At 39.9% G+C, this 21762-nt stretch carries 23 protein-coding genes and 1 riboswitch; of the genes, 17 read left to right on the top strand and 6 right to left on the bottom strand.

Translation table 11 applies throughout. From position 1 onward, the window contains the following. The first annotated feature begins 5 nt into the window (after positions 1-5). The 4 genes from FN831_RS12835 to FN831_RS12820 all read left to right on the top strand — a co-directional run bounded on the left by FN831_RS12835 (position 6) and on the right by FN831_RS12820 (position 5443). Positions 6-431 (top strand): arsenate reductase ArsC, encoded by a 426-nt coding sequence (locus tag FN831_RS12835; RefSeq protein WP_056095358.1) that lies wholly within the window; start codon positions 6-8, stop codon positions 429-431. Next, positions 431-1516, top strand: coding sequence for an ACR3 family arsenite efflux transporter (arsB, locus tag FN831_RS12830; RefSeq protein ID WP_056095362.1), 1086 nt, complete (start codon positions 431-433; stop codon positions 1514-1516). Before FN831_RS12835 ends, arsB begins: the two co-directional genes overlap by 1 nt. After that, complete coding sequence (locus tag FN831_RS12825) at positions 1516-2253, top strand: metallophosphoesterase family protein (RefSeq protein WP_056095367.1); 738 nt, start codon at positions 1516-1518, stop codon at positions 2251-2253. Before arsB ends, FN831_RS12825 begins: the two co-directional genes overlap by 1 nt. Before the next feature lie 385 nt (positions 2254-2638). Beyond that, the gene (locus FN831_RS12820; RefSeq protein ID WP_056095370.1) at positions 2639-5443 is read left to right on the top strand and encodes a TrlF family AAA-like ATPase; all 2805 of its coding nucleotides are present in this window, start codon (positions 2639-2641) and stop codon (positions 5441-5443) included. Between the two features lie 210 nt (positions 5444-5653). Here FN831_RS12820 and FN831_RS12815 read toward each other — a convergent pair whose 3' ends face one another. After that, on the bottom strand, positions 5654-5998 hold the full coding sequence (locus FN831_RS12815; RefSeq protein ID WP_221931338.1) for a winged helix-turn-helix transcriptional regulator: 345 nt from the start codon (positions 5996-5998) through the stop codon (positions 5654-5656). Positions 5999-6204: 206 nt separating this feature from the next. Between FN831_RS12815 and FN831_RS12810 the strand changes: the two genes are divergently transcribed. The 4 genes from FN831_RS12810 (at position 6205) to FN831_RS12795 (ending at position 9085) form a co-directional block, all read left to right on the top strand. Further along, the gene (locus FN831_RS12810) at positions 6205-7065 is read left to right on the top strand and encodes an SDR family oxidoreductase (RefSeq protein ID WP_056095375.1); all 861 of its coding nucleotides are present in this window, start codon (positions 6205-6207) and stop codon (positions 7063-7065) included. A 176-nt stretch (positions 7066-7241) separates the two neighbouring features. Next, complete coding sequence (locus tag FN831_RS12805) at positions 7242-7757, top strand: hypothetical protein (protein WP_142528595.1); 516 nt, start codon at positions 7242-7244, stop codon at positions 7755-7757. Between the two features lie 73 nt (positions 7758-7830). Then, positions 7831-8691, top strand: a complete 861-nt coding sequence (locus tag FN831_RS12800) for a helix-turn-helix domain-containing protein (protein WP_056095381.1) — start codon at positions 7831-7833, stop codon at positions 8689-8691. A 100-nt stretch (positions 8692-8791) separates the two neighbouring features. Further along, positions 8792-9085 carry a putative quinol monooxygenase gene (locus FN831_RS12795; RefSeq protein WP_047096321.1) on the top strand — a complete coding sequence of 98 codons (294 nt, stop codon included), beginning with the start codon at positions 8792-8794 and terminating at the stop codon, positions 9083-9085. Positions 9086-9564: 479 nt separating this feature from the next. Here the strand turns inward: FN831_RS12795 and FN831_RS28120 are convergent, their stop codons facing one another. After that, positions 9565-9729, bottom strand: a complete 165-nt coding sequence (locus FN831_RS28120; protein ID WP_235526111.1) for a four-helix bundle copper-binding protein — start codon at positions 9727-9729, stop codon at positions 9565-9567. 401 nt (positions 9730-10130) lie between these two features. Next, positions 10131-10199, top strand: a riboswitch (Fluoride riboswitch). A 42-nt stretch (positions 10200-10241) separates the two neighbouring features. On the opposite strand from FN831_RS28120, the gene FN831_RS12785 reads away from it, so the two are divergent. Genes FN831_RS12785 through FN831_RS12770 form a run of 4 tightly spaced genes read left to right on the top strand, consistent with a single transcriptional unit; the run spans position 10242 to position 13864 of the window. Further along, positions 10242-10796 carry a phosphatase PAP2 family protein gene (locus FN831_RS12785; RefSeq protein WP_124910972.1) on the top strand — a complete coding sequence of 185 codons (555 nt, stop codon included), beginning with the start codon at positions 10242-10244 and terminating at the stop codon, positions 10794-10796. A 4-nt stretch (positions 10797-10800) separates the two neighbouring features. Further along, on the top strand, positions 10801-11214 hold the full coding sequence (locus FN831_RS12780; RefSeq protein ID WP_008245453.1) for an EamA family transporter: 414 nt from the start codon (positions 10801-10803) through the stop codon (positions 11212-11214). Between the two features lie 58 nt (positions 11215-11272). After that, a complete protein-coding gene (eno, locus tag FN831_RS12775) occupies positions 11273-12553 on the top strand; it encodes a phosphopyruvate hydratase (RefSeq protein ID WP_008245454.1) in 1281 nt (426 codons plus the stop codon). An 18-nt stretch (positions 12554-12571) separates the two neighbouring features. Further along, entirely contained in the window at positions 12572-13864 is a 1293-nt protein-coding gene (locus FN831_RS12770; protein WP_008245455.1) for a voltage-gated chloride channel family protein, read from the top strand. Positions 13865-14024: 160 nt separating this feature from the next. Here FN831_RS12770 and FN831_RS12765 read toward each other — a convergent pair whose 3' ends face one another. The 3 genes from FN831_RS12765 to FN831_RS12755 form a co-directional block, all read right to left on the bottom strand. Continuing rightward, the gene (locus FN831_RS12765) at positions 14025-14414 is read right to left on the bottom strand and encodes a YidH family protein (RefSeq protein ID WP_008245456.1); all 390 of its coding nucleotides are present in this window, start codon (positions 14412-14414) and stop codon (positions 14025-14027) included. A gap of 40 nt (positions 14415-14454) precedes the next feature. After that, a complete protein-coding gene (locus tag FN831_RS28115) occupies positions 14455-14622 on the bottom strand; it encodes a hypothetical protein (RefSeq protein WP_246101505.1) in 168 nt (55 codons plus the stop codon). A gap of 331 nt (positions 14623-14953) precedes the next feature. Further along, positions 14954-15853 carry a LysR family transcriptional regulator gene (locus FN831_RS12755; RefSeq protein ID WP_056095397.1) on the bottom strand — a complete coding sequence of 300 codons (900 nt, stop codon included), beginning with the start codon at positions 15851-15853 and terminating at the stop codon, positions 14954-14956. 144 nt (positions 15854-15997) lie between these two features. Between FN831_RS12755 and FN831_RS12750 the strand changes: the two genes are divergently transcribed. From FN831_RS12750 to FN831_RS12730, 5 genes are all read left to right on the top strand, one after another. Next, positions 15998-17083 carry a c-type cytochrome gene (locus tag FN831_RS12750; RefSeq protein ID WP_142528594.1) on the top strand — a complete coding sequence of 362 codons (1086 nt, stop codon included), beginning with the start codon at positions 15998-16000 and terminating at the stop codon, positions 17081-17083. A 19-nt stretch (positions 17084-17102) separates the two neighbouring features. Beyond that, entirely contained in the window at positions 17103-17558 is a 456-nt protein-coding gene (locus FN831_RS12745) for a DsrE family protein (RefSeq protein WP_008245470.1), read from the top strand. A 19-nt stretch (positions 17559-17577) separates the two neighbouring features. Continuing rightward, positions 17578-18498, top strand: coding sequence for a molybdate ABC transporter substrate-binding protein (locus FN831_RS12740; RefSeq protein WP_056870676.1), 921 nt, complete (start codon positions 17578-17580; stop codon positions 18496-18498). Positions 18499-18509: 11 nt separating this feature from the next. Next, positions 18510-19259 carry a substrate-binding domain-containing protein gene (locus FN831_RS12735; RefSeq protein WP_008245473.1) on the top strand — a complete coding sequence of 250 codons (750 nt, stop codon included), beginning with the start codon at positions 18510-18512 and terminating at the stop codon, positions 19257-19259. 117 nt (positions 19260-19376) lie between these two features. Further along, positions 19377-20363: a YeiH family protein gene (locus FN831_RS12730; protein ID WP_008245480.1), complete on the top strand. Its 987-nt coding sequence runs from the start codon at positions 19377-19379 to the stop codon at positions 20361-20363. A 6-nt stretch (positions 20364-20369) separates the two neighbouring features. Here the strand turns inward: FN831_RS12730 and FN831_RS12725 are convergent, their stop codons facing one another. Next, positions 20370-21761, bottom strand: a complete 1392-nt coding sequence (locus FN831_RS12725; RefSeq protein ID WP_056095402.1) for a beta-propeller fold lactonase family protein — start codon at positions 21759-21761, stop codon at positions 20370-20372. Position 21762: the final 1 nt, after the last annotated feature.

Here is a 21762-nt window from a genome sequence, read left to right as displayed (position 1 = left end):
CAAAATTGAAAAATATATTAGTCCTGTGTACAGGAAATAGCTGCAGAAGCCAGCTTGCTGAAGGTTACCTGCGTCATTATGCAGAAGGTAAAGCCAATATCTATAGTGCAGGAATAGAAACCCATGGGGTAAACCCAAAAGCGGTGCAGGTCATGGCAGAAGACCACATTGACATTTCATCTCATACCTCTAACCATGTAGATGAATACTTGTCTATTCCTTTTGATGCAGTGATCACCGTATGTGATAATGCAAACGAGGCCTGTCCTTATTTTCCTGGCAAGGTGGAGCGCTTTCATCAGAACTTTCCTGATCCTGCAAAAGCGACTGGAACTGCGGAAGAAGTCATGGACGAATTCAGAAGGGTCAGAGACTTGATTAAAGTTTACTCGGATGACTTTATCAGCGAACATATAAACCAAAAGACTTAATGAGCGCAAATAATTGTGCCCCTGTGGCCGAAAGAAAAAAACTTGGTTTCCTTGACCGGTATTTAACCTTATGGATATTTATTGCAATGGCTCTTGGGGTGAGCATAGGTTACTTCGTGCCTTCATCCTCTGGTTTTATAAATTCCTTTTCCAGTGGCACCACAAACATTCCTTTAGCCATTGGACTGATCCTGATGATGTACCCTCCGCTTGCAAAGGTGAGTTATGAAAAAATGGGTGAAGTATTCAAAGACACTAAAGTATTAAGCGTCTCGCTTATTCTAAATTGGGTAATTGGGCCATTACTAATGTTTTTTCTGGCCATTATTTTCCTAAGGGGCTATCCGGAATATATGGTGGGTCTGATCCTAATTGGCCTTGCCAGATGTATTGCCATGGTGGTAGTCTGGAATGAACTTGCCGAAGGAAACAGGGAATATGCAGCAGGTCTGATTGCATTGAACAGTATTTTCCAGGTATTATTATACAGTGTTTTTGCCTATATCTTTATTACGGTATTGCCTCCTTATTTTGGCTTGAAAGGCCTGGAGGTTAATATTACGATTAGTGAAATAGCTAAAAGTGTTGCGATTTATTTAGGGTTGCCTTTTGCGCTTGGAATTATTTCAAGATACGTGCTGATTAGTATAAAGGGAAAAGAATGGTTCAATAATGTCTTTGTACCTATGATTTCTCCCATTACCCTTATTGCTTTACTTTTCACCATTGTGATCATGTTCAGTTTAAAAGGAGAATTAATCGTACACATTCCCATGGATGTAGTTAGAATTGCCATTCCACTGGTCATATATTTCTCCATCATGTTCATCATGAGCTTTTTTGCAGGACGTTATTTTGGTGCAGACTATTCTAAGAGCGCTTCTATCGCATTTACGGCAACCGGGAACAATTTTGAACTCGCTATTGCTGTCGCCATTGGCGTATTTGGAATCAATTCAGGTCAAGCCTTTGCCGGAGTGATCGGCCCTTTAGTAGAAGTTCCTGCACTGATTGCCCTGGTGAACCTTGCTTTTTACTTCAGAAAAAAATACTATCCAGCTAAGACCTTAGAAACAATACAATAATGAAGATTGCACTTTTTTCGGATGTACATGCTAACCTTCCGGCTTTTAAGGCCATGTTGGAAGACCTGGACGAACAGACTGCTGATGCTATATACTGTCTTGGCGATTTGATAGGTTACAACGTGTGGCCAAATGAAGTCATTGCTGAAATTAGAAAGCGGGGTATAGCTACCCTTGCCGGAAACCATGACTTAAAAGTAGAAAACCTGATCACTACGCCCCAGAGCTTAAGCGAGCCTGGTAAAAAGTATGCTTACCACTTAGTTGAACAACATCATCGAGATTATTTGTTGACGCTCCCTGCGCACATCAGACTGGAATTTAAGCAAGGCAGTGAAAAATTAAACATCGTAATGGCTCATGGCAGTACCCGGAGTGTAGATGAATATACGTTGTTTGATACCGAAGAAAAACAGGTGCTGGAAATGATGGAAGAAGCAAATGCTGACCTATTATTTGTCGGCCATTCTCATAAACCCTATCACCGGATAATGGAAAGCAGTGCCGGTGTTTTTAAACATGTAATCAATTTAGGATCGGTTGGAAAACCAAAGGATGGCGATTCACGGGGATGTTACGTTATGCTAACAATAGATAAGAAGAGTTCTGTATCGGATCCGGAAAGTATTAAAGTAGAATTTAGAAGGGTCGCCTATGACCTTAACATGGCTTCTCAGGGAATACTGGAAAGTCCTTTACCAGATGAATTTGCACAAGGATTATTTGAAGCTAGGTAAAAGCAACCATTACATTTAATAGTGAGCCTATCGTTAATTGGTCGTTTTTTTTAAAATATTAAAAGGTAATATATCGTTAAAGAAATCGTGCACTCTATTATTTAAGTTCACAAATATTATCAAATACTCATCTCTTTTTCTATCAAAAAACGGTGGAATAATGGATACTACAAGATTTATCACACAAACCGAAATTTCTTTTTTCGCCGTAAGCTTTAATTAAAGTCAGATCAGCCAGGACCGTCTTTTTAAAGGAGGGAATTATGAAGTCTTTGGGTGATCGACGGATTGTTGGCGTAGTGCTATTTGGTTCTAATACGTGCAAAATCATGTTAACTTCAATATTGCAATTGTGTTTCTGTAGCTTTAAGGTCATCTTAATATTATGGCTTCTCAAATATATTTTAAAGGTACACGCTGGTTAAAATGCGACCTGCATTTACATACAACTGAAAGTGTTTGTTTCCGGGATCAGACCGTTTCTCCTGAACAATGGGTGCAAAAAGCCATTGATCAGGGCTTGAACTGTGTTGCCGTAACCGATCATAATTCTGGTAATGCTATTGATCAGATTAAAAATGCAGCCACTGGTACTGGCCTTGTAATTTTTCCTGGTGTGGAAATCACATGTGACACTTCTAAAATCCATCTGCTAATCCTCTTTGATGTCGAGAAAACCACTGCGGACGTTAATGACTTCCTAATCCGATGCGGAATTAGTCGTTCGGATTTTGCTAATGCGGAGGCTTTCACTTCTATGAATATTTTTGATGTCGCAGACATTGCCAATGAGGAAGGGGCGTTAATCATACCCGCACACGTTGATGAGTTTAATGGTTTGGGTGACGTAAGCGTTGCTAATCTAGAGAAGTTTTATGCATTGGGTTACATTAATGCAGTTCAGGTGGTTCACAAGGAGTTCTTAAATCAATCTTTATCTACAACAGAAAATACAGAACTAAGGGATAGCCTAAATGAGTATTATAGTCAACCAACTCCTCGTATTGATGACACTACCATTAAGAAATGGTTCACTGCGGCAAAATATGCAGTTTCATCTAAGTTGGCGGTTCTGACTTTCTCAGATAATCCTCATGATTCAGGGGATTCTAAGCATGGTTTGGATGGTATCGGTTCTAGATATACCTGGATTAAAATGGACGAACAGCCCACCTTGGAAGGCCTTAGGCAAGCCATATTGATGCCTAAGTTTAGGATACGTAATGACTTTAGCTATCAGCAACACCCATATGAAGCACCCGACCTGTGGATTAGATCTATTATGATTACGGGATCGCATGTGACGCATGCAAGCATTCCATTACATATTGAATTTAACCCTCAATTAACAACGATCATTGGTGGAAGAGGTAGCGGTAAATCAAGCATCCTCAGGTTTATCCGAGGCTTATTTAACCGCACCTTAGATATTTCAGGACTGAATGAAATAATATCGGACCATAATGGTTTCTATAAAAAGTTTGATTCAAAGACGGAGAAAGGCGTTATTAAAGAGGGAACAATAATAGTTGTCGAATTTGTCCGTAACCGTATTTTACACAAGATTACTGCTACTGACATAACTGATTCTAGTCGCCAAACGATTAGCATTAAGAAATACGACCAAGTTACTTCGGCATGGCTTCCTGAATCGGCTGAAGGGTATATTGATTTTCTAAAATATGAACATTATTCACAAAAGCAGATCTATGAAATTGCACAAAAGCCGAACTCTTTAAGAGAACGCATTGACCGATCTGTTGAAGGCTTGGAAGATATTAAAAATGAGCGTGATGTTTTACGCCTGTCATTCTTGGAAAAGTCTGCTGCAATTAGAACTAAACAGGAACAAATCGCGGGGAAAGGCAGGCTTCAGACAGAGATAACAGATCTGACAGATCAGATATCACTATACCAGCAAAGTGGAATAGCGACATTGCTCATTGATAAAGAAAAGTTCTCAACCCAGAAAAGGTTGATAAATGATTTTGTCAATGAAGCCCAAACGAAAGAGGGGCTATTAGAGGAAGCAGCTGAAGATATCGTTGTTGATAATATCCAGTTCGATAGTTTTGAGGCATCTGAATCAACTGAGCTGGAACAATTATCTCAAGCTGTTGTGAATGGATACAATGCTATCAAAGTTGAGTTGATAGCATTACAGCAAAGAGCTGTCCAACTTAAAAGTACTTTTGAAATCGCTTTAACTTCCAGTTCTTGGGCCAATAGTTTACGAGCAAATGAAAGTGATTTTGAAGCGAAAAAGGCAGAACTAGCGGAACAAGGTATGAACGATCTTACTAGATTTGAAGCGCTTACAGAAGCCAGAACGATCAAATCTGCTGAGCTAGAGCGCCTAACAGAGATTGAAACGTCGCTGAGTGTAGAAATGACTGAAAGGGAAGGTATCAAGACCGACTTCTTCGCCAAGACTCGCGAGATATTCCAAGCAAGGAAAGACCATGTAGAGAATTTAATGCAGGACGATAAAATTAATGTGACTATTATTCCTTTTAGGGATAAGGGCGATTTTGTTGTCAGACTAAGGGGGATTTTACAGAAGCCAACTGGTTTTGAAAGTGATATAGACCAATTAGTTAAGATAGCTTTTACAGGAGTTACAGAGCAAAAAATGGTGACCGTGAAACAAGCCATTGTAGATTCAAAAGCCGGGTTAGTAGTAACGGGCATAAGCGGATATTTCAGAAATCTTGCTGCAGATCTTACCGAATCGCAAATGGACGAAGTTGAACTGTTCTGGCCTGAGGATGAAATCTCAATCAAGTATAAGCCTTCAGGATCTTCAGCATTAAAGCCTCTGAGTACAGCCTCTGCTGGACAAAAAACAACAGCAATTTTAACTATTATTCTAAGTCAGGGAACAATGCCGCTATTATTGGATCAGCCAGAAGATGATCTGGACAATCGCCTTGTCTATGAACTGATTGTTGACCGCTTGAATCAGGCAAAGGAACATCGCCAAATCATTGTCGTCACCCATAACGCGAATATTCCGGTTAATGGTGATGCAGAATACATACACTCTATGGATTCTGAAAGTAAGAAACTTTCTGTGTTACAATCAGGGACTGTTGAAGACCGGGTTATTAAGAAAGAGATATGCGATGTAATGGAAGGAACTGAATATGCATTTAATATGCGTTCAAAGCGTTACAAATCAATAATATAGTTAGGCCAATGGTAATATTATAAGATAGCCTGATTTAGAAGCACATCAGGCTATCCTATTAGAATTCTGGGAGGATCTCAAATAACCAGCGTTTTTGTGTCGCAGGGCATCGGTACGTACGGCCCGCCGATGCGTGTAGGCACAAAGAGCGAGATCGTGGTGCTGAATTTGAAACCTCAGAATAGAAAGTAACCGGTTTTAAAAAACAGTTTACCCGGATATAATGACTTCATCAGCCTTTCTTTCCTCCATCCCATTAAGCGTAATCTCCCGATGTTGCAAGCCCCATTCCACCATTTTTTGGATGACCTCATAAAGCTGCTCACCTGAAGGTGTCAATTCATACTCGATCAAAACCGGTGTGGAGTTAATCACATTTCTCCTGACCACACCGTTGACTTCCAGCTCTTTCAGCTCCTTGGAAACCATTCGGGGCGTAATATCCGTAATTGCCCTTTGTATATCCGTAAAACGTTTTTTACCACTGAGCAAGGTGCATACCACCGCCAGTTTCCATTTGCCGCTCACCACATTCAGCGTGTCTGTTAGTGCCATGATTAAACCCCTGTCACACTTCATAATATCTGAATACCTGCTATCCATCATTCCAATTATTTTGTTCGTAAAATTCCTGTCAACAACTACTTTTATTTATATTAACTATACATCTGTATAGCACTATACAATCGTATAGTCATATAAATTGTATAGCAAATATAGGTAACTTTGTCACATTAGAAAATAGTAAACAAATAGAAAAAATGATTTTAGTAACAGGAGCCACAGGGCATTTGGGAACAGCGGTAATAGACCAGTTGTTAAAACATACCTCAACAGAGAACTTTGTTGCATTGGCGAGAAGCGAGGAAAAAGCAAAGGCATTGAAAGATAAGGGTGTACAGGTACGCATTGGCGATTTTGACGATCCCGCATCGCTGGAAAAAGCCTTTGCAGGAATAGACAAACTTTTACTGATTTCAACGGTAGCTCAGAACAGGGGCGAACAGCAAAAAGCCGTAGTAGAAGTTGCCAAAAAAGCGGGTGTACAACATATTGTTTACACTGGTGTTTCACTGAAAGATCTGAGCACATCCGCTATCAAATGGTTGATGGCAAGCCATTTCGAAACAGAAGATGCCATCAAGGACAGCGGCCTTGTCTATACGTTTCTCCGCAATGCGTTGTACACCGATGTGATACCGATGTATGTGGGAGAGCACGTTTTTGAAGCCGGAATTTACCTGCCTGCCGGTGATGGTAAAGCACCGTTTGCCCTCCGCAGGGAAATGGGAGAAGCTGTTGCCAATGTTTTGTTGCAGGACGGACACGAAAATAAAACCTATGAAATTACAGGCAGCGAACTGTATTCGTACACCGATGTAGCTCAGGCTCTTTCGGAATTATCAGGCAAATCGGTTTCTTACACCAATGCCGACCCAACAGAGTTTACCGAAAAACTAAAGCAGTTTGGCGTTCCCGAATTTGCCATTTTACTAACCGCCGGTTTTGCCGAAGATCAGAAAAACCACCAGTTTGAAGAGGTAACAAACGATCTGGAAAACCTTTTGGGAAGAAAACCTTTGGCATTGAAAGAAGCATTAAAAGAAATCTATAAGTTGTAACAGCCCATACGACCTCATTAATGTAAAATCTTACACCACCACACTCAGCATTTGCCGGGTGTGGTGGTGTATTTTAGACTGTTTTTTTATTTTGTTAGTTTTGCATATATGATTCATCTGACAGATTGATTAAGAATATCCAATATTTCTTCCCAGGTCAGATGCACATAAAAACGATGCAAGATTTTGAGTACATTAAAATTGTTCCTGACGAACGGCTCTCCGGTTTTGTGGAGAGTTTCCTGCTATGTGCCAATCATACCGATGAAGATAAAGAAGTCATTATTTTTCCCGATGGAAGAGTGGACATTATGTTTAGCTGTACAGATCAGGAACCATTGGTAGCCGAATTATTTAATCTGGATAAAAAAGCAAGGCGGTATATTTTCAAAAAGCAAACAAAGCTTTTTATGGTATGTCTTACCTTGCTCGGTGCCGAATACCTGCTCGGATACAACGGGACAGATTTTGGAAAAGATGAGATTCGGCTTCCCGCAGGTTTTTGGGATATTTCTAAAGAAGACCTTACAAGCTTAGATAGCTTTGCAGAAAAGGTTTCGGAAAAACTTTTGGAAATATTCCCGAAAAAGATGGATGAAAGAAAGCAACAGCTTTTTGAGCTTATCTATTCGTCAGGTGGTAAGGCGTTATCAAGTACCCTCCTTACAGCAAGAAAAAACTCAAATGGCTAAAATCGCTTTTGGAACAAATTTCTTAATGACACAACCAAAGAACACTCCGTAAAAAATCAATTTAATTTTGACGATGGACATTACAAACCTTCCCGAAGATCTATGGGAACATAACGAAACTCATACTTCGGATTTGCAAATTTTCAATTACGAAGTGTATAAGAACGGTTATAGAAACAAGATTGGCCTGAATAAAAATGTATTCAGTTTCTTATTGAATGGTCAAAAAAACATTCACTTTTCTAATGATATCATTTCAATCAATGAAACACAATCGCTACTTATCACATCTAATAATGTTTTGGTTACCGAACTGGTAGGTGTAAGTTCATACCGTTGTTTACTCTTCTTCTTTTCTCACAAAAACATCACCGATTTTTTATTGAAACATTCCCATTCTTTCAGTCAGAATGCCTCAGATAAAAAGATAACGGATATACCTTATTTCCTTTTAGAGAAAGACAATTTTATCATCCATTATATTCATTCGCTCCAACAGATTTTTGGTTTGCAACAATCTATCTCTCAAAAGATTTTGGAACTGAAATTTGAAGAAATAATGCTTTATCTGGCGGATAAATATGGGACGGTATTTTTAGATTACTTACATTATTTACTAATCAATGAAAGAGAATTATCATTTAAAATGGTAATTGAAAAGAACCTTTATACGAACTTGAATATTGACGAAATAGCCTTTCTGTGCAATATGAGTGCCTCTACTTTTAAGAGAAAATTTATAAGTATATACCAGGAATCTCCAGGGAAATGGTTTCAGCAAAAACGGCTTAACAAGGCCAAAGAATTGTTACATAATAACCAAGTCACACCTTCCGAAATTTTTATGGACTTTGGCTATGGCAGCTTGTCAAATTTTAGTGCAGCCTTTAAAAATGAATTTGGGTATAGCCCCAACCACATCCACTCAAATTGACCTCTTTTCATAACTTATCGAACCAAACTAATAAACGAAGCAGCGCTGGTTTTTCTAATTTTGTCTGATTGAAGAATTTTTTAACTAAAAAATAAAAACAATGAAAAAATTAGGATTGTTAGTTCGGTTGGAAGCAAAGGCCGGCCAAGAAAAAAACGTTGAAGATTTTATTACAGGAGCATTACCGCTTGCTCTTGAAGAAGCCGGTACCGTTACGTGGTATGCATTCCGTATTGATGCTTCTACCTTCGGTATTTACGATACTTTTTCAAACGAAGAAGGCAGAGAGGCACACCTTGGCGGTAAGATCGCAAAAGCATTAATGGAAAATGCACCAGACCTATTGGCAACACCTCCGTCTATAGAAAAATTGGACATTTTAGCTGCCAAATAGCCTAAGATAATACCATTATATTTAAGGGAGGATTTTGCAAAAACTCAGCAAAATCCTCCCTTAATTGTTCAAAAAAATATCTTCTCTTCTTCATTTTTTTAGATATCTAAAAATCAACCCAAAAAAGCTTACGTCCTTTGCATTATCAAATTTTAAAGAGATAAGGAGTTCTACACTAAAAGTGGGTTTGTCAAGATAAATATCACTTCTATTTATAAAAGGGTAAATTAATACCATAATTCTCAGAAAACGGTGGAATAATGGAGTGTATAACTTTTGGCCCAAGCCAGATTGGTCGAACAAACCATAATTCTCTCTTTTGCCGTAAAGATTCAATGGTGGCCACATCAGCAAGGCGGTCTTTTAAAAGGAGGGAATAATGAAAATAAAATGAATGGAATAAATTTGCCTATTTATAAAAATGAAAGGGCAACTAGAATGCTGCCCTTAATCAATTAATGCTCACGGTGATTGGCATCTTAAGCAGCTACTCCTGTCATTCTTCTGCATTCTTCCGCACAAGCCTTACAAGCATCTGCACATTCCTGACAATGCTGGGTATGATGATTACTACACTCATCTCCGCATTGCTGGCAAATATCTGCGCAAATACGGCAAATGTCTTGAGCAAAAGAGCTACCCATACTCATCAATTGAGCGGCAGAGTAGCAGATGGCTGCACATTGCATATCAAGCTCAATACACCGCGCCATCATTTTCACGTCTTCTTCCTGAGTGCATGAACTTGCACAATGATTGCAAATTGAAGCACACTTTAAGCATGCATCAATACAGTTTTTCCATTCATGGTATCCCATAACTTTAATTTTTTAGGGTTATAAAAAAAATTCCTATATAGATAACATGGTTATTTCCAGGCGGTTTCATTTTGTTTAAGAAAAGCTTTAATCCCGTGATATGATGCTTGTTTAAACGGTAGAAGAATAAGAAACTGGTTCTCGTATTCAAATAAGGAGGAATAGTGATAAATTAAATTCTCAACACCTACTTTAAGATTTTGCACATCATTTTATTAGTATTATATTTGCAATACGGAAATGGTGTCCTTCCGATTCAACCGCTTTTTTCAAAAGCTGATGGCGCCTACAATAGAAATTCCAGCAGGTAATAAAATCTGCCGGTCAAAGTATTGTAGGTGAAAAAATTAAAAATAAATTCTCAACTCTTATTGCTGGCAGCTATCTTAATTGCGCTTGTCTTACTTTGTCTGTCTGCCAAAGTGAGATCAGTGTTAGCAATGGTCCTGCCGGTTGAAACTGAATGGTTCTTGTGGATAAATCAGCACCATAATGCATTCTGGGATACGATCATGTACTGGGCCAGTGATAAGCGTTTTTGGCTTCCTTTTTATGCCTTCATTATTTATTGCCTCTTCCAGAATTTCTGCAAAAAAATTTGGCAGGTTCTTATTACCATTGCGCTACTAGTTGCTAGTGCAGATCAGATTGCTTCAGGACTGATTAAAAACACCGTTAAGCGTCTACGCCCTTCCCATGAACCGAATCTAACTACGATCATTCATTTAAGTAAAGCAGGTGCGGGTGGGATGTATGGATGGCCATCCGCTCTTTCATCACCTATCTTCAAAAGCATTCTTTCCGCTGGTTCGGCATTTACCGGATCATTGCCGGAGCAACGGTTCTTGTACTCATTTACTTTGGAATTATTCAATAACGGAAAATTAACATAAAACTATGTGGTGGATCTACGCGCTATTATCAGCTTTCTTTGCTTCCCTTACGGCCATCTTTGCAAAAGTCGGCGTAACCAATGTCAATTCTGATTTGGCTACTGCCATACGAACGGTGGTAATACTGATTGTAGCCTGGGGGATCGTAATGGCCAGAGGCGAACTTAAAGGAATTACGGAACTGTCAAAGCATAACCTGCTATTTCTTTTTTTATCTGGCCTTGCCACCGGCTTGTCCTGGATATTCTACTACAAGGCTTTGCAGATCGGGAAAGTGTCCCAGGTCGCCCCTGTTGATAAGTTGAGTGTTGCCCTAACTATTATACTTGCAATGGTGTTCCTGAAAGAAGCTCTTACCCTGAAAGTATTCTTTGGTGCCCTGCTGATCATTGGGGGAACACTGGTTTTGATCTTTTGAGAAACTCAATTATTTGTAAGCAACCGAAATACTAAAAATCAATATAAAACAAAAAACTATGAAATTAACTAAAATTCATGCCCGTGAAATTTTGGATTCCAGGGGCAATCCGACAGTAGAAGTAGAAGTCACTCTTAACGGAACAACAGCAAGGGGTATTTCTCCATCCGGGGCAAGTACGGGTGAAAAAGAAGCCGTAGAGCTTAGAGATGGTGATCCAGAGCGCTATAATGGTAAAGGCGTGGAAAAAGCAGTAAAAGGGATTAACGTCGAAGTCGGCAAATCAGTCACCGGCTTATCCTTTGAGGGTCAGCAGGCCTTCGATGATCATATAATTGGTCTGGATGGAACCGAGAATAAATCAAGGCTCGGCGCAAATGCGATGCTTGCGGCCTCAATCGCCTTCGCCCGGGCTTCGGCCGTTGCAAAAGGGATTCCCTTGTATAGGCAGCTAGTGGAAAGGGAAGGTTACGTAATGCCCGTACCGTGCATGAATGTCATTAATGGGGGAAGGCATTCTGATAACAACATCGATTTTCAGGAATTTATGATTGCCCCTCATAACGCCCCCTCGTTTAAGGAAAGTATCCGTATGGGCGAAGCTGTTTTTCATTCCCTGAGAAGTCTGCTAAAAGCGAAAGGCTATTATACCGGAGTTGGTGACGAAGGTGGGTTTGCGCCAAATCTAAGTTCTAATGAGGAAGCCGTCCAAATCATCATGGAAGCGATACATATTGCCGGTTTTGCTCCAGGCAAGGATATTTCCCTTTGTCTTGACCCAGCGACCAGCGAAATGTGGAATAATGGAAAATATGAATTTTATAAAAGTTCTAAAGAACGGATCACAACAGATGAAATGATTGGCTTTTGGGAAGGATGGTTAAAAGAGTACCCAATTATCCTGTTGGAAGACGGGTTGGGCGAAAACGATTGGGAGGGATGGAAAAAGCTGACCAGCCTTTTGGGAGACAAAGTGGAATTGGTTGGAGATGATATATTCTGCACCAACCCGAGTATTATCCAGCAGGGAATCGACCAGGGCATTGCAAACAGCGTACTGATTAAATTGAACCAGATCGGTACAGTTTCCGAAACGCTAAAGGCCGTAGAACTAGCCCAAAAAAACGGTTACAATTGCTTTATTTCTCACCGCAGTGGTGAAACTGAAGACACGACAATTGCGGATCTGGTTGTCGCTACCGGTGCGGGGCACATCAAAACAGGAAGTGGCTGCCGCTCTGAAAGGGTATCTAAATTTAACCAGTTGCTTCGGATAGAAGAAGAACTTGGTGATAGGGCATCATTTGCAGGAATCAATACTTTTTATAAAAAATTATAAATCAGCCGCTAACCTACAATGAAACATAATAAATTTTTATTTGAACACCTTTCGGTTTTTAAATATGCGGTTCGATGGACGCTGCTTATACTTCCTGTTGCCATTGCAATAGGAAGTATGGTTGCCTTGTTCCTTTGGCTGCTAGGCTGGGCCATTCACTTTCGCTTTCAGCATACCTGTCTCATTTTTCTGCTACCTTTAGCAGGTATTGTGATCCACCTGATTTATCAGTCAGTTGGTAGGTCCTCAGAAAAAGGAAATAACCTGATCATGGATGAAATCCATAGGCCGGGTGGTGGAGTGCCCAGGCAGATGGCGCCAGTAATCTTAATAACTACAGTGATTACCCATTTGTTTGGCGGATCGGCTGGAAGAGAGGGAACCGCGGTACAAATCGGAGGAAGCATCGCAGGAATGTTTAGCCGCTGGTTTAAGCTAAATGAGGTAGACACCAAGATGCTCCTTACCGCGGGAATTGCAGCCGGGTTTGGGGCGGTGTTCGGAACACCGCTCACCGGTGCCATATTTGCAATGGAAGTTCTGGCCATTGGAAGAATAGAGTACAAGGCTTTACTTCCCGCATTAATTGCCAGCGTGCTTGGTGATCTTACTGTCTCTGCCTGGGGCATCCATCATACCGCTTATCACATCGATCTCATAGAGAAAAGTGCCTACTTTCTATCTGAATACCTGCCGGTAAACCTACTCCTGCTTAGTAAGGTTATTCTAGCATCCACATTGTTTGGTCTGGCCAGCTACCTGTTTGCTGTAATGGTGCATGAGATCAAGGCCTTTTTTTCTAAAGTATGTAAGATCCAGTGGCTTATTCCTGTTATCGGTGGTCTGATTATTATAGGCTTGACTTACGCCATCGGGAAACCGGATTACTTAAGTTTGGGCGTGGATAGCGAATACCAAGGAGCCGTTACAATTCCCTCTGCTTTTCAGCCTGGTGGAGCAGATACTTGGAGCTGGTTATGGAAGACCATTTACACAACTTTAACATTAGGAACTGGATTTAAAGGTGGTGAGGTAACGCCTTTGTTTTATATTGGCGCAACATTAGGCAATGCACTTTCGACCTTATTAAATGCTCCAGTTAGTTTGTTTGCTGCCCTTGGATTTATTGCTGTTTTTGCTGGTGCAACGAATACACCCCTTGCCTGTACGATTATGGGTATAGAACTTTTTGGTAGTGAATACACCATGTTTTTTGCGGTAGCCTGTTTTACAGCCTATTTTTTCAGTGGCCATTCAGGTATATATTCTTCACAGCGTATTGCGGTACCCAAAATATTTACGGGAACATAAAATATTGACTTATCCTGTTCCTGTGGATTATCATAAAGAGGTGAAATTTTTATAAGATCCTTGACCAATGCAATCAGCAATTTATATCAAAAAACAACGCTATATCGACCGCTTTCCTTCCTCTCTTTTCTAAAGCATCAAGTACAGATGATTTAACTGCCTATGTTGTTTTAATAAGGTAGAGCAGTAAAAGTATACTAGCTATGAAAACTAAAGCGGTTAAAACTTTAACAAAAAGTGTTGAATGGTAATACACCCCCTGATTCAATTGTTCTTTCGTTGAATTATATCTTAAGTAAGAACAAATGATAGTAATTGCTCCCAGGGCAACTAGAAAAATCCCGATAATGCGGGAATCTCCGGTTTGGTGCAGGGGCACTTTACTCCCCAGTGCGGCACTGATCTGCTTGATAAATAGCGAGAATTTCATCACCACGAAGCCAAATCCCATGATACCAATACTGGTTCTGATCCAGGCCAAAAATGTTCTTTCATTAGCCAAATGGTCTCCTGCATGCTGTTTGGTGTTTTCCTGATCTTGAATTTTCATCTTGTTCTGTATCGGTATATTACAGCAATATATTTGCATGTTATGTCAATATCGATGCCAGTTTGGAGATGATAACCCTGGTATCCCGGATGCAAGTAAGCCTGTTTGATTCAGTGCCGGCAGGATAGCAGGTAACTGCAATTTCTTCGATAAACGATAAGCCTGATAGGTCAATAGATTCTTTAACCTCTTGTTCAATGCTTTTCATTAGGATCATGATTAATCGGGGTTGATATGTTCTGATTTTATGAGCTAATTGCTCTATTCCCCCCTGCCTCTGGTTTTTTCTGATTTTAACTGACGATTTATCAATAGGTGTACAAGTTAGATGTTCCAAAAAGCATCCCGTGCCTTTAAAGAACTGCAAAAAATCTTCTACAGATTTAAAATCGCCAAATACCTCACTAAATGCAAGATAAATTGTTCGAAACAGATTAGTATTTCCCAGGTAAAAATGTTTATCGTCACCTCCAGGAGCTTCAGAAACAAAGAGCAGCAGCACTTTAGCTGGCTGATATTGCCTCGAAATTTCGGTAACACTATACATTATAGTTGTAGCTTTTAGCGAAGCGCATAAATAGTTCCGCCAGAGCGTCCTGCTGACCATGAAGCTGAATGAAATGAAACGGCCTTTCGATAACCATATCCTTGATATCTATGATGCGGCATTCATTATTCTTGAGCTCTTTCAATATGGAGTGGATAGATAAAAAAGCCAGGCATTTGCTGTGAATCAAATAGGATTTAATGCTTTCGGTACTACCTAACTGCATTTCTATATTTAAGTCCCCCACCTTTATCTGGTGTGCTTTTAAAGCATATGCAATAACATCTAGTGTACCAGAACCAGGTTCACGAAGTAATAAATCATAATCCTTCAACTCATTCGGTTTGATCATTTCCTTTTTCATGGCATAATTGTGACCAGAACACACCAGCACCAGCTCGTCTTTTAGATATTGTTCGTATTTAATCTGTGGGTTCCGGGAGATGCCTTCAATGATTCCAAAATCTATTTCCTTAGCAATCAAACGCTGCTCTACATCTTCTGTGTTTCCGGTAACCAGTTGAATTTGTATATCCTTAAACTTATTGTGAAACTGTGCCAATACAGGTGGAATGATATATTGTGCCACAGTACTGCTGGCACCAATCCTCAATATTCCTTTATGCTGTTTAGTAAGTAGATTCATATCATATTCCAGTTCCCGGTAAGTTCCAAAAATCTGTTCTGCGTAATGCAACAATAATTCGCCGGCTGGGGTGAGGCTGATTTTTTTGTTTCCACTGCGTTCAAATAATGACATTTTGAACTCCTGCTCTAATTCTTTAATGTGTTTGGTTACAGCAGGCTGACTGATAAATAACTCTGCCGAGGCCTTTGTAAAATTCAGCCTTTTAGCGACAGCATAAAATACTTGCAAACGGAAATCTATCATACACGGTTTTAGTAGATAACCTAAGATACAAACAATTTGTTTCAACGGGTACTGACATCATAACCTTACGTTATCATCAATAACTTTTTATGCTTTTTCTGATGCGTAGAATAAATGCACATTTGTAACAGAAAAATATTGGTTATGAATAAGGAATCAACAGAAAAAGAAATCAGACAAGCACTTATATATACAGCCAGGACAACGGCTATCATTGCGTTTCTATTTGTTGCTTGTGGAACCATTTTCATCTGCACTTTATTTTTTAATGGGCAGCCAGATGTAGTGACAGCAAAAACCAAACAGGATGTGGAAACCGGTATAGCTGCTGTTAACGTCAAAAGCCAGGTTGTACCTGCTGATGCCTGGAAAGCGCCTGATGAAAATACGATTCCGGCGGACACCAAGTACGGCCAGATGATCAGGTATGGCAAAGAATTAATAGCACATACGAGCAAATATTTTGGGCCAAATGGATCCATAGCCCGTATTACAAATGGTATGAATTGTCAGAATTGTCACCTCGAGGGTGGAACCAAACTGTTCGGAAATAATTATGCTGGTTTTATTTCCAGTTTTCCTAAAATGAGTGGCAGATCAGGAAAGGTTGAACCTGCATCGGCACGTATTGCAGAGTGCTTCAATCGAAGTCTTGCAGGCAAAGTACCAGACGAATCTAGTAAAGAGATACAGGCAATGCTGGCTTATATGAAATGGCTTGGAACAGGTGTAAAAAAAGGGGAGAAAGTGTTTGGAACGGGAACCGAAAAATTAAAATACCTGGATAGGGCAGCGAATGTCAAACATGGAGCGATTTTATATACCAGTAAATGTCAAAGTTGTCATGGTGCAAATGGTGAGGGAATACTCGATGAAGACAAACTAACTTATGTTTATCCGCCATTATGGGGCAAACACAGCTACAATGATGGCGCAGGGATGTATAGACTCAGTAACTTTGCGGGGTTCGTAAAGAACAATATGCCATATGGTGCCAGATATGGAGATGCGCAGTTAAGTGATGAGGAGGCCTGGGATCTCGCTGCTTTTGTGAACTCACAGCCAAGACCACATAAAGATCAGGGAAAAGATTACCCTGATTTGTTAAAAAAACCTTTTGATGCGCCATACGGACCATATGCCGACAAATTTTCTGAAAATCAACATAAGTATGGTCCATTTGCACCAATTGTAACCTCCGAAAAACAAGTAAAACTAACAACTAAATAAATCATCAAAATCTAAAATCATGAAAAAAATAACCTTAATCTGTACATTATTTTTGCTGATCGCAGCAACCTCGGCCACTTTTGCCCAAGCTACACCTGCTAATTTTACAGGGGCAAAAGCCACCCTGAAAAATTATAAGGCACTGTATGTAATCAATAACGGTGATGAGAAAAAGATTGCAGGAACACTTCGAAACCTAAAAAATGCACTCGACGATCCCAGGTTAAAAGGGAAAATCAATGCAGAACTTATTGCCTTTGGAGATGGCGTAGCTGTTTACCAGAAGAACGGATCTTTTGAAAAAACATTGTTAGAACTGCAATCCAGAGGAGTAATTCTTGCACAATGTGAAAATACCGTCAGAGAAAGGAAAATCGAAAAAAATACCTTATTTGATTTTATCAGTTATGTACCCAGCGGCAATGGTGAAATCATCATCCGTCAATATCAGGGATGGGCAGTTGTACATCCTTAAACCAAATAATTAGAAAATCATGAAATATATAAATCACACCTTTTTAGCCACAGTTGCATTTTTATTGCTTTGTGGAAATGTTAAGGCCCAGGATCATCGCTTTGATCCGCCCTGGAATACTCCACCTGAAAGTAAAGTTCAGTTCACAGTACCTGGAGTAGACAATGTGCCTGATCTTTTTGGAGACATTAATGATCCCCAACTGGTGGTTTTCTTTGCCGGTAACCAGTTTATGTGCATTGACGAATTAATTGCAGCCTTTAAAAAGTCATATCCACATTATCAGCGGGTATTTGCCGAAACGCTTCCCCCAGGCATTTTAGCCCAACAAATAAAAACCGGTAGCATTGTGGTGGGCAACATGAGAATTACCTTAAAGCCGGATGTTTATACAGCTGGTAAGAACCGGATAGACATGACCCCTGAATGGTTTAGCAAAACGACTTTATATGCTAGAAACAGGTTGGCAATCATGGTCCAAAAGGGAAATCCGAAGGCATTGAAGTCACTCAAAGATTTAGCAAATAAAGAGCTGAGGATCAGTATGCCCAATCCAGAGAATGAAGGGATCGGTAAACGTATTGAAGAAGCCTATGTGAAAGCTGGAGGGGAAACATTAAAATCTACCATCATGGAAGATAAAGTTAAAGATAAGACTACTTATCTTACCATGATCCATCATCGCCAATCACCAATGAGGATCCTATACAACGAAAGTGACGCCGCTCCAGTATGGTATACTGAGGCCTACTATCAGAAAATGATTGGCCATCCTGTTGAGCTCATTGAAATTCCTGAAAAAGAGAATATCCATGCGCAATATATAGCGGGACAGTTAAAAGATGCGCCACATCCGGCCGCTGCAAAAGATTTTATGGATTTTTTGATCAGTCCGCAGGCTGCTGCCATCTACAAAAAGTTTGGTTTTGATTTACCTTAAACATAAACACAATGAAAAATATATTTTTAACCATATTGTCAGTCGTTGCTGTAGTGACCATTGGGAATGCACAAATCCCAAACGATACTTTATATGTCTATGGTCCCGGTGGGCCGCTCGGACCGATCAATGAATGTGCGAAGGTTTTTGGAAAGCAGCATGATATCGTAATTAAAGTCACTGCCGGGCCAGATAATGAATGGATGCCGGATGCAATGAAACATGCAGATCTGTTCTTTGGAGGAGCAGAATACATGCTTTCAAAATTCATGTCTGACCACCCAAACATGATAGTGGCGAACTCTCGGACAGAGTTATATAAACGTGCGGCAGCGATCCTGGTACGGCCCGGCAATCCTAAAAACATCAAAAATCTGGGCGATCTCTGTAAACCAGGTGTGAAAATTCTTGATGTGAATGGGGCTGGGCAAATGGGGCTTTGGGAAGATTTGGCAGGTCGACAAGATCTGATTGCAAACATACAGCAGCGTATAGCAGGTACATTTGCAAATTCGGCATTGGGTATTGCTGCATGGAAAAATGATCCTCAATATGATGCCTGGATAACATTTGGCTCCTGGCATAACCGTTTACCAGACCTCACCTCAATGGTTAGGATTCCTGTTACACAAACAGTCTATAGAGGTACACCTGTAGTGAGGGGTAGCACTGGTACGCATAAGTCGGAAACTGAGGATTTTATCAAGTTTATGCAATCCGATAAAGGACATCTCATTTTCAAAAAATGGGGTTGGGAATAAATAATGTCTAAAAACTTATCTTCTATAACATGAAGTTATGGAAGATAAGTTTTAATGATTTGATCGGGGTTTATTAGTTATGGATCTTTGAATTAGAAAATAAAGACAATCAAAATTATGACACAAATCAAAGACAATTCAAATTCTTCTAAAATAAAGGCGGGTAACCTGCTAAACTTAAATTTAAACACCCGTAAAATTATCTTCATCCTGGCAGTTTTGCTGTGCCTCTTTCCATTTATGTCGCCTCCTTTAGCCTTATTGCTAGGATTAGTATTGGCGCAACTAATGGAACATCCCTATCTGCATTTAAATCACAAGGCCACAAACCTGCTGCTAAAAATTTCTGTTGTCGGGCTAGGATTTGGAATGAATGTATTCAGTGCAATGAAAGCAGGAAAAGAAGGCGTACTGTTTACCGTAGTTTCTATTTTCGGAGTGCTTATCATTGGTTTTATCCTGGGAAAAGTATTTAAAATAGAACGTAAAACATCTTTTTTGATATCAGCTGGAACGGCGATCTGTGGTGGAAGTGCTATTGCTGCATTGTCGCCTGTAATGAACGCAGAAGAAAAACAGATCTCCGTTGCAATGGGTACTGTTTTTATACTCAACTCGGTGGCCTTATTTCTTTTCCCCGCTATCGGACATGCGCTTAACTTGTCACAGTCACAATTTGGTATGTGGTGTGCCATTGCTATTCACGATACCAGTTCTGTTGTTGGGGCAGCCAGTAAATATGGTGAACAAGCACTACAGATAGCCACAACTGTTAAGTTAGCCAGAGCACTATGGATTGTTCCCGTAGCGTTTGGTACATCTTTCCTGTTCAAAAGCAACAATAGCAAAGTTAGTATACCCTATTTTATAGGGCTATTTATCCTGGCAATGATCGCCAACACCTACTTACCTTTTATTAAGCCTTTTGCGCCCTACTTTGTAGCATTAGCAAAAGCAGGCTTAACTTTAACCTTGTTCCTGATAGGAAGCGGACTCTCATTTACTATCTTGAAAGCAGTGGGGATAATGCCACTGTTACAAGGCGTAATTTTATGGATAGTAATTTCAAGTGCTGCATTATGGGCAGTTATATCTTTGGTTTAAAATACATTAGTTACTGATCATCACCAGCTTTTTTGAAAGATCATCAATAAGAACCACATGTTTATAATCGGCGCCACCTGTTCCTACACTCTTAATTATCCCCGAGGATTGACCGCTAAAAGCTCCTTTTTCATCGGTCTTAAAAGAATTGATGACATAATCTGCGTTAAACGTATCATTTGAGGAGTTGGTTAACGCTAAAGTATACGAAGTATTTGGCTCGAGTTTTTTAAAGTCCTGTTGGACAAGATCAGTCAAGCCTACGCTTCTTACGTTTAGCATGCCTGATGACATTGAATTATCCTTATTCATCAATTTAATCACCTGACTTTTGTCTGCAAGATTAAGCGGGGTTAAATTTTCTTTTGAGGCATTTGCAGGGCTGGCATTAGCGGCGTACAACAATGCTTGCGGACATTGTCCAATAGCAATGGTTTTTACAACGGCCATTTTTACCAGATCAACCACTTGTACCTGGTCATCATTTTCTAATCCGACATATGCAAATTTACCATCTGCCGAAGTCCAGACGCCATGTGGCAATGATCCTGTCGCAACGCTATCAGTAAGCTTGAAATCTTGTGAAACACTAAATACTTTTAAGCTGTTTTCTCCGCCAATGGTTGCCAGCATCACAGGTGAATCATTAACTAAAGTAAAAGTGACATGGTTGGTAATTGGACCTGTATTTAGTACTGTATGTATCGTATTTGTCTCCGTGCTGATGACAGTGATCTTCCCTACATCCTTATGTGTCAATGCAATCCATTTCCCATCAGGACTACAGAATATATTTGGAGAAAATGGACTAACTACTGGAATACGCTTTACAATAGCATAAGAAGTTGCATTCACTACATCCACTTCTGCAGTAAAGCTGGAACAAATATAAGCCCATTTTCCATCTGGAGTAAAAGCAACCATTCCCGGGCCGTCGGCTACTGGAATTTGCTTGATTTCAATCAGTTTATTTGCATCAATTACGCTGATATACGATTCTCCTCTTACCGATATCCATGCCTGTGATCCTGAAGGGTTAAAGGTTGCCTCATGCGGTGAACGTCCGATATAAACAGTTTTTAAAACTTTATTTTTTGCTGTTGAAATAAAGGTTACTGAATTTGATCCAATGGAAACCGCTGCTAGTAATTGCCTTTTAGGGGAATAACCCAGGCCATGAACCAGGGCCTGTCCCTTATATAGAGGACTTAAGATATCAGGTTGGGGTTTACCAAGAACAATATTTCCTAATAGCGTTTGTGTTGAGGGATCTAAGACAGAAACCGTATTAGATATCTGATTGCCTGTATAAACCCTGTCTTGGGCATAGATTGATTGTGCTTTTGATTGTAGGGCAAAACTGAATATTAATAGCGTAAACAAGGATATCTTTTTCATA

It is taken from the genome of Pedobacter westerhofensis, assembly GCF_900182595.1.
GTDB classification, from domain to species: domain Bacteria; phylum Bacteroidota; class Bacteroidia; order Sphingobacteriales; family Sphingobacteriaceae; genus Pedobacter; species Pedobacter westerhofensis.
Note: the sequence above shows the minus strand (reverse complement) of the source record. Positions and strands in the feature narration are given on the sequence as shown.

Coding starts and splice junctions, on each gene's coding strand:
- arsB (WP_056095362.1), top strand. CDS start 431: ATGAGCGCAAATAATTGTGCCCCTGTGGCCGAAAGAAAAAAACTTGGT.
- FN831_RS12825 (WP_056095367.1), top strand. CDS start 1,516: ATGAAGATTGCACTTTTTTCGGATGTACATGCTAACCTTCCGGCTTTT.
- FN831_RS12820 (WP_056095370.1), top strand. CDS start 2,639: ATGGCTTCTCAAATATATTTTAAAGGTACACGCTGGTTAAAATGCGAC.
- FN831_RS12815 (WP_221931338.1), bottom strand. CDS start 5,998: ATGGCACTAACAGACACGCTGAATGTGGTGAGCGGCAAATGGAAACTG.
- FN831_RS12810 (WP_056095375.1), top strand. CDS start 6,205: ATGATTTTAGTAACAGGAGCCACAGGGCATTTGGGAACAGCGGTAATA.
- FN831_RS12805 (WP_142528595.1), top strand. CDS start 7,242: ATGCAAGATTTTGAGTACATTAAAATTGTTCCTGACGAACGGCTCTCC.
- FN831_RS12800 (WP_056095381.1), top strand. CDS start 7,831: ATGGACATTACAAACCTTCCCGAAGATCTATGGGAACATAACGAAACT.
- FN831_RS12795 (WP_047096321.1), top strand. CDS start 8,792: ATGAAAAAATTAGGATTGTTAGTTCGGTTGGAAGCAAAGGCCGGCCAA.
- FN831_RS28120 (WP_235526111.1), bottom strand. CDS start 9,729: ATGGGTAGCTCTTTTGCTCAAGACATTTGCCGTATTTGCGCAGATATT.
- FN831_RS12780 (WP_008245453.1), top strand. CDS start 10,801: ATGTGGTGGATCTACGCGCTATTATCAGCTTTCTTTGCTTCCCTTACG.
- eno (WP_008245454.1), top strand. CDS start 11,273: ATGAAATTAACTAAAATTCATGCCCGTGAAATTTTGGATTCCAGGGGC.
- FN831_RS12770 (WP_008245455.1), top strand. CDS start 12,572: ATGAAACATAATAAATTTTTATTTGAACACCTTTCGGTTTTTAAATAT.
- FN831_RS12765 (WP_008245456.1), bottom strand. CDS start 14,414: ATGAAAATTCAAGATCAGGAAAACACCAAACAGCATGCAGGAGACCAT.
- FN831_RS28115 (WP_246101505.1), bottom strand. CDS start 14,622: ATGAAAAGCATTGAACAAGAGGTTAAAGAATCTATTGACCTATCAGGC.
- FN831_RS12755 (WP_056095397.1), bottom strand. CDS start 15,853: ATGATAGATTTCCGTTTGCAAGTATTTTATGCTGTCGCTAAAAGGCTG.
- FN831_RS12750 (WP_142528594.1), top strand. CDS start 15,998: ATGAATAAGGAATCAACAGAAAAAGAAATCAGACAAGCACTTATATAT.
- FN831_RS12745 (WP_008245470.1), top strand. CDS start 17,103: ATGAAAAAAATAACCTTAATCTGTACATTATTTTTGCTGATCGCAGCA.
- FN831_RS12740 (WP_056870676.1), top strand. CDS start 17,578: ATGAAATATATAAATCACACCTTTTTAGCCACAGTTGCATTTTTATTG.
- FN831_RS12735 (WP_008245473.1), top strand. CDS start 18,510: ATGAAAAATATATTTTTAACCATATTGTCAGTCGTTGCTGTAGTGACC.
- FN831_RS12730 (WP_008245480.1), top strand. CDS start 19,377: ATGACACAAATCAAAGACAATTCAAATTCTTCTAAAATAAAGGCGGGT.
- FN831_RS12725 (WP_056095402.1), bottom strand. CDS start 21,761: ATGAAAAAGATATCCTTGTTTACGCTATTAATATTCAGTTTTGCCCTA.